The sequence below is a fragment of the Synechococcus sp. OH20 genome, from assembly GCF_047502685.1.
Lineage (GTDB): Bacteria > Cyanobacteriota > Cyanobacteriia > Thermostichales > Thermostichaceae > Thermostichus.
In genome coordinates, this window is the sequence record NZ_JANSIQ010000019.1 from 1 (window position 1) to 6,806 (window position 6,806).

Annotated in this window: 7 protein-coding genes; 2 read left to right on the forward strand and 5 right to left on the reverse strand. The window is 60.7% G+C overall.

All coding sequences use genetic code 11. The annotated features are described in order from the left end of the window. Positions 1-19 precede the first annotated feature (19 nt). Positions 20-478: a Uma2 family endonuclease gene (locus NW826_RS04310; protein WP_414509528.1), complete on the reverse strand. Its 459-nt coding sequence runs from the start codon at positions 476-478 to the stop codon at positions 20-22. Positions 479-581: 103 nt separating this feature from the next. Between NW826_RS04310 and NW826_RS04315 the strand changes: the two genes are divergently transcribed. After that, entirely contained in the window at positions 582-1,031 is a 450-nt protein-coding gene (locus NW826_RS04315) for a DUF1499 domain-containing protein (protein ID WP_414509529.1), read from the forward strand. A gap of 39 nt (positions 1,032-1,070) precedes the next feature. Here NW826_RS04315 and lpxD read toward each other — a convergent pair whose 3' ends face one another. From lpxD to NW826_RS04335, 4 genes are all read right to left on the reverse strand, one after another. After that, the gene (lpxD, locus tag NW826_RS04320; RefSeq protein ID WP_414509530.1) at positions 1,071-2,120 is read right to left on the reverse strand and encodes a UDP-3-O-(3-hydroxymyristoyl)glucosamine N-acyltransferase; all 1,050 of its coding nucleotides are present in this window, start codon (positions 2,118-2,120) and stop codon (positions 1,071-1,073) included. Positions 2,121-2,135: 15 nt separating this feature from the next. Further along, entirely contained in the window at positions 2,136-2,654 is a 519-nt protein-coding gene (locus NW826_RS04325) for a DUF4330 domain-containing protein (protein ID WP_414336026.1), read from the reverse strand. A 72-nt stretch (positions 2,655-2,726) separates the two neighbouring features. Beyond that, a complete protein-coding gene (locus tag NW826_RS04330; RefSeq protein WP_414509531.1) occupies positions 2,727-4,220 on the reverse strand; it encodes a hypothetical protein in 1,494 nt (497 codons plus the stop codon). A 134-nt stretch (positions 4,221-4,354) separates the two neighbouring features. Beyond that, on the reverse strand, positions 4,355-5,617 hold the full coding sequence (locus NW826_RS04335; protein WP_414509532.1) for a class I SAM-dependent methyltransferase: 1,263 nt from the start codon (positions 5,615-5,617) through the stop codon (positions 4,355-4,357). A gap of 114 nt (positions 5,618-5,731) precedes the next feature. Between NW826_RS04335 and NW826_RS04340 the strand changes: the two genes are divergently transcribed. Continuing rightward, positions 5,732-6,550, forward strand: coding sequence for a hypothetical protein (locus NW826_RS04340; RefSeq protein ID WP_414509533.1), 819 nt, complete (start codon positions 5,732-5,734; stop codon positions 6,548-6,550). The last annotated feature ends 256 nt before the right edge of the window (positions 6,551-6,806 follow it).

Sequence of the window (6,806 nt, forward strand, 5' to 3'; positions counted from 1 at the left end):
GTTGGTTTGCTAAGTGTTGCTACTGTACCCCTTGATTACTTAACAGGCTGTACTCGGGTGTCCTAAAAACCCTTTCGTAAAGCTCCCGCTTCTCACCCCGATCCACCTTGGCTGTTGATTCCGAAAGCAGCTCGACGATCAAATCCGGGTACTTGCCCCCTTCTTCCCACACCACCCAAGAGGGGCGGGGGCGGTTTTCTACCCCTTTGACCAAAAACAGATCTGGGCCGCGGAAGTCTTTGCTTTTGAGTTGCTCTCGGCTGTAGTAAACGGTGAGGTTCCAGGCGAGGAAGTAGTCGTTGCGATCCTGCCAGAGGCGGGTGAGGCAGCTCACCAGAATCAAAAGCTGCAGGGCGTGGAGGGAGTGTTCCATTTCCGGTTCATCACTGAGCAGCCCCTGGGCCGAGGGCATGAGCTCCGCCAGTTGCTGGCGGGTGAGGGGAGTTGTCTTTTCTTGGACTTTCTCTGGAGCCAACATGAGGCACGCAGGTCGGGTGAGTTGATTGAGCTATAGGCTAGCCCATAGGCAAACCTGGCAGTGGAAGGGGAAAAACGTTCTAGAAAAGGAAGCATAATGGGGGGTGCAAACCTCTTTTCCTGCTCTCATGTCTTTCTGGAAACCTTTGGTGCTCTTGGCAGTGCTGCTTTTTGCTTGGGCAGGCGGGATCCCCCCTGTGCAAGCAGCCACTCTGGGCGGATCCCCTTACAACCGCGCCCAACAGGAGGTTGTGGTTGCAGCCAGTCCAGAGCAGGTGTTGAAGGCGGCTGAACAGGCTTTTCAAGTCTGGAAGCGAGGCGAGCTGCTGTCTGTGAATACCGAGGCGCTGGAAGTGAAAGGGATCTCCCGCACCAACTTTTTTAAGTTCGTGGACGATCTAACGGTTTCCTTATCGCCCATCGAAGGGGATCCCGGCCATACTCGTCTGCACATCACTTCGGTGGGCCGTATTGGGGAATACGATTTCGGCGGCAACCGGCGCAACATCAACGAGTACCTGAACACTCTGCAGTCCTTGTTGTCACAGGAGTAAAGCACCGCCATTGGGGTGAGAAAGGTGGATGACTCCTGGCTAGGGTCTTTCCGATTCCTCTGTTGCATGGTTCTCTTCTAGCTTGGCCACACGGGCTTCTAGCTTGCGCAGGGCCCGCTGCAGCTCAGGCAAATGTCGCTGAACTGCCATGCTCTTGCGCCATTCGGCAATGGGCTGATGGGGGTAGCCGGCCACGGTTTGGCCAGGGGGGATGTCGCTGGTAACGCCCGTCTGGGCGGCCACGCGCACGCCATCGCCGATGTGCAGGTGCCCGGCCAGGCCGCATTGCCCGGCCAAAATGACGTGGTGGCCCAACTGGGTGCTGCCGGCAATGCCCACCTGGGCGACGATTAAGCAGTGGGATCCCGTGCGCACACCGTGGCCGATCTGCACCAGGTTGTCGATCTTGGTGCCGCGGCCAATACGGGTCTCCCCGACGGCGGCCCGATCGATGGTGGTGTTGCTGCCCACTTCTACACCGTCTTCCAGCACCACCCGGCCCGCCTGCAGCATGCGCCGCCAGGAGCCATCGGGGAGAGGAATGTGGCCGAAGCCGTCGTCGCCAATCACAGCGCCGCTGTGGATGAGGCAGTCGTCGCCAATCTCCGTGCGCTCGTGAATGACGCAGTTGGCGAAAAGCTGACACCGGGATCCAATCCGCACGTGGGGGTAGATGGTTACGTTGGGGTGGATTTGGGTGTAGTCGCCAATTTTCACCCCTTCCATCACCACCACATGCGGCCCAATGGCCACCCCCTCTCCCAACTCAACGCTGGGATCGATCACGGCTGTGGGATGGATCCCGGTGGGCAGGCGATAGGGTTGGTAAAACAGCTCGATGGCCTGGGCAAAGAGCAAGCGGGGATCCCTGCCCCGCAGGCAGGGGATGGGGCGAGGTAAAGCTATAGATTCGCCCACAATGACGGCGCTGGCTTGGGTTTGCTCCAAGAGGGGCAAGTAGCGGTCTTCGCTGAGGAAGCTCAGCTCGCCTGGGCGAGCTTCCGCCAGGCTAGCTACGCCGTGGATCTCGAGGGTGGGATCCCCCTCGTAGGCGCATCCCAATTTTTGGGCGATCTCCTGTAGCTGCATCAGGGTTGGTGTCCTCTACGATTGCAGCAGCCGCACATCCATCACAGTGCCGCGCAAGTTGTAGCTAAAAGTCTCCAGCTCCAGGGGAACGCCAACTTTGACGCGGTTGTTGCCCAGGACGATGCCGTTCTCGGTCCGCTGGCCCCGTCCCCGCAAGGTAAACACCAGATCAAAGCGGTAGGACTCTGGGTCAGGCAAGTTCTCGACCCGTCCATCGGGGAAAACCACCGGAACCGTGCGGCTGACATTTTCTATCCGCACCACTTCCACCTGGCCGTAGGGCTGGTTGCGGATGATCAAGTCAGCCTTCTGACCCACTTGAAAGGGTTCCAGGGATCGGCTGCTGACCCCCCGCACGATCATGTCCACTTCCACCGGCAGGGTAGGGCCGCCCCCCACCTGGACGACGCTGCCCGCTTGCCGCCCTGGCAAAAACAAAACGGCGACAATGGCCGCCACCACAATCGCCAGCGCCCCCAGATCTAGAAGACTGACTTTTCCCAAAAGACGTCCCTGTCCGTCAATGAGCCGCATAGCCCCCTCTCCTCCAACACACTGTTTTGATTCTAGGCAGGTTTGCTCCCCAGGTGGCCTCTCCTGCTTGGCCTAAGGGATCCAGGCCAAGGCGCTGCTGCTCAGCGGCAGGCGACGACGGCTGTTGGGGAGCGGCAGTCCATCTTGCAAGTCCAGCAACCACACTTGCGCGCTCCGGATGGCTTGCCCACTGCGGCTGAGGGGAGCCCAGGGATCCGGAATCTCCTCTTGCAAGGGCTGCAAAAGCGTGTAGGCCAACAGGCGGCCGTCAGGGGAAAGGCTGAAGTCCAGCTCAAAGGGGTAGTCGGCCCGCACCATCTCCGCGATCTTGCCAGCTTGGGCAGCGCCACCGCTGCTGAACACGATTGCCAGCAGGCGGGATGATTCGCTGTAGCCCGGCAACGCCAACTCGCCCTGATTGCCGGCAACCTCAACCTCGCTCACCAAGCTGTAAAAGACAGGCGCCCTCGGCGAGAAAGCTCCTTTGGCAACGGAGCCCTCGGTTACCCAAATCTCCTCGCTGGTGCCGGTATTGCTGACGATAAAGAGGCTGCGGGTGTAGTCGGGATTGAAGCGCAGCAAAGCCCCGAAAGCCCCGTCGGGACGGATGGCCAAGGTTTGGCCGAACTGGGCCAAAAAGCTCTCCGCTGCCGCCCGCGGGTGCAGGGGCACAATCCCCACCCCTTGCCCCTGGGAGATGAGCAAGCTGCTCTCATCAGGGCTGATGAAAAAGTCTCCCCCCAAAGCCGTGTCCAGCTCCAGACGCTCAAAGGGATCCTGTCTCCTTTTCTGGACCCACAGCTCCGTCTGGACAGGGGCGAGGGGATCCCGTTGCAGGGGGATCCGCTCCGCTACCACCAGCTCCCCCGTCGGCGAGACCTGGAAGCGCAGGTTTTGGTAGCCCTGGTGATCCAGCAGCAACTGGGAAGACTGATCCTCCAGATCCAGGCGGTACAGATCCTGGTGTTGTAGGCTGGTGGTGGTGGCAAAGTAGTAGACAAAGCGGCCATCGGCGCTGGGCTGCATTTGAGTGACCTTCAGCCCGGCTGGCGTCAGCAACGTGGTGGATCCCGTCTCCAGGTTAAAGAGGAACAGCCGCCCCCGTTGGTCTGCTTCCGTGCCGATCCCCAACAACTGCCGATCCGGCGTGCGAAACTCCCCCTCAAAAGGTCGCACCATGGGCTGGCCCCGCTCATCCACGGCGGCCTTTAGGCGCAGCCGGTAGGTCTGGCCGTAGGGGGCCGGCTCTGTCAGGGTCCAAAAAAAGCGGCGGCCCAGCTTGTGCATCCGGCCCGGCAGAGGCGGCTGGATCTCCAAGTTGGCCGCAACGCTGTCCGCATCCATAGGGCGGTTGAAGGTCAGCACCATCTGCAGTTCCTGGGATCCCACCCGCTGCTGTTGCCAGTTGAAATCCCGCACATAGGGGGCCGTATGGTTGCCCAGCAAAAATAAGATCACCCCAATCGCCAAGTTGCAGAGGGTGATCCCGGCTACCCAGCGATCCAAGGGCTGGGTCAGCCCTCGCTGCAGAGCTGCATAGAAACGACGTGCCGGCCAGGCAGGCATCCGGGTCGTACAGTTCTCGACATCTCAAACCAGATTAAGGCACCTTTCAGGCGCTTGGGGCCACTGCCCTCACCCCCGCCCCCTCTCCCTCTGGGAGAGGGGAGCTGGGCTGGAGCGGGAACGGGTAAACGGCTCTACTGCAGCATGACAAAGAGAAAGTCTTCCAACGCCGTCAGGAAGGTCAACACCTCGTCGGTTGCCTGTTCTTTCGTCAGGGATCCCAGCTCGACGACCCGTTGAATCAGCTCTGCCACCGGAGTCGGCCCCTGCAGCAGCGGAGCCAGCCATCTCACCTTCTCGGCAGGGATGCTGATCCGCCCGTGGGTGGCCCCTGTCCACTGCATTTCGTAGGGGCGGTTCTCTTGCAGGGCCTTGTTGTACTCCTGGTGGAAGCGGGTATTGTCCATCAGCAGGGGGTTAAACTGCACGGATCCCGTCAGCCAATCCGCATCCGTCCAAGGCAGCACCAGGGAAGAGCCGGCGTGCTCGGCCCAAAAGTCGATGAGGCGATGGGCAGGCCGGATCAGCTCGTAGAGGTGCAGCCGCTCCATAACGCTGAGGGTTTCCAGCCGTTGCCGCACAAACTCCGGCACTTGCTTAAAGAGAGACTCCACCGACCAGTCGGGCATATCCACCAGGCTTAAAAAGCCCAACCCTGCCTGCTGCAACATGCCAAACACCTCGGGGATCGTAAATCCCTTGTCGTTGGCAAGCAGATAGTTGTTCAGGATGGCGGCGTCTTCGGTATAGTTGGCCGGGTTCCACAGCACTGCCTTGGCCACCTCTTCCTGCAGGGATCCCATGAATTCCCGCACGTTCTTGGCGCCTACTGCTGGCGGGACGTCGAATTGCCCCACCTTTTGCAAGGCTTCCTGCAGGCGGAAAAACACCTGGCGTTGGATGCGGCTGTGGAGATTGGCGCGAATGATGCCCTCGGGCTTGAGAACCTTTTTCATCGCCCGCAAGCCCTCAGTGGGATCCGCCAACAAATACAGAACGTCGTTCAGGCTGATGAAATCGAACTGGATCCCCAGGCGATCCAGCTCCAGCACGTTGAGGACGTAGCACTGGACATCGGTGAAGCCGTGGCGGCGCAGGCGTTCCTCGGTGAGCTTGACGGAAGCCGGCGACAGATCACAAGCCACAATCTGGGCGCCCGGATTGGCCTCCGCCATCATCAGCGTCTCCCAGCCGGAGCCACAGCCGGCGTTGAGCATCACCTTGCCCTCTGACGGGACGAGCATGTGGGTGCGCAGGTACTGGGCGGTGGTATAGCTCATCTTGAACATCTCCCCCAAGGCATTGCGGGCCGACTGGGAGAGGGGCACATTGGGGTAGGGCAGGGCCTCGTAGAGGCTGAGGGCCCGGTCTGCAGCCGAGAGAGCAGATCTGGTCATCGGCAGGGGAAAAGTGCAAGGGAGATCGAGAGAAGCAAGGCCATCGCTATGATTGAGTCTAGCCGCTGGTCGCGGCGGCGCTGCCGAGCAATAGAGATCTGCTGAGAACTGGCCATGACTGCTGCTGCTTTGCCCCGTCGCCACTCCCGTTTCTCCCTGACAGGCACCCTGGCCGCCGTGGGCGGGGCGCTGCTGTGCGGGATCCTGGTGGTACGGCTGCAGGTGCCGATGCTGGAGCGAATCAATCTAGAGGCCCTGGAAAATGCCGAGGCCCGCAAAAACCGCAACATTGCCCTGGCCACCACCCTGGGCTGGCTGGGCTACCGCAACCTGGGCGCCTCCTGGCTGTGGCTGGAGCTGATCCAGTACTACGGCGACGCCCCTGCTCGCGCCCAAACTGGCTACGGCCTTGCCTACGAGTACTTCGACCACATGCTGCGGCTGGATCCCAATTTCTTCTTAGGCTACCGCCTCTCCAGCTTGGTGTTGGCCTATCGGGCTGGCCAGCCGGAAAAAGCCGTCGAGATTTTGGATCGCGGCCTGCAGCAGTTTAACCCCCAAAACAACCCCGATGCCTGGCGGCTCTACGTGGATCGCGCCCTGATCAACTTCATGTTTTTGGGGGATGCGGAAGCGGGCCGCCGCGACTACTACCAAGCCGCCGCCTGGCGGGAACAGGTGGGCTTGCCCGGTGACGATTTTCGCCAACTGGGGGACAACATCGCCCGCAGCCCCCTCAGCCGCCGCTCCCGCTTCGATGTCTGGCTAAGCGTGTTTAACGCCACCAGCGACCGGGATACCCGCCAGTTTGTTCTGGAACAACTGACCCAATTGGGGACGGTGCTGCGCACGTTGCCCACGGGCGAGATCGAGATTCTCCCGCCGCCTCTGCCCAGTGGACTTGAGGAAGAGCCCTACCGCTTGCGCCTGTGATTCCAATCCAGTGACGCACTCCCGACCCTCATCTTCGTTGAGTCAACACAACATGGCTTACAGCACGCTGCGCGAACCGATAGCGTACGGGCTTCACGCTTCCCAGACTTGTTGGTACAGAGGTCTCAGCGTGCTGCCACCGTGCCACCCGCGGCGGGAACCAGTCAGGGAAACTCTTTAACGTAAGGTGCGGAATTCCCTACCGTCTATACGGTGGGGATGGATAGCACCCTCTGACTGATTCTGGATGTATTGC

Bases quoted from the DNA above. Each gene is read 5' to 3' on its own strand.
- NW826_RS04310 (WP_414509528.1), bottom strand. From the start codon at position 478: ATGTTGGCTCCAGAGAAAGTCCAAGAAAAGACAACTCCCCTCACCCGC.
- lpxD (WP_414509530.1), bottom strand. From the start codon at position 2,120: ATGCAGCTACAGGAGATCGCCCAAAAATTGGGATGCGCCTACGAGGGG.
- NW826_RS04325 (WP_414336026.1), bottom strand. From the start codon at position 2,654: ATGCGGCTCATTGACGGACAGGGACGTCTTTTGGGAAAAGTCAGTCTT.
- NW826_RS04330 (WP_414509531.1), bottom strand. From the start codon at position 4,220: ATGCCTGCCTGGCCGGCACGTCGTTTCTATGCAGCTCTGCAGCGAGGG.
- NW826_RS04335 (WP_414509532.1), bottom strand. From the start codon at position 5,617: ATGACCAGATCTGCTCTCTCGGCTGCAGACCGGGCCCTCAGCCTCTAC.
- NW826_RS04340 (WP_414509533.1), top strand. From the start codon at position 5,732: ATGACTGCTGCTGCTTTGCCCCGTCGCCACTCCCGTTTCTCCCTGACA.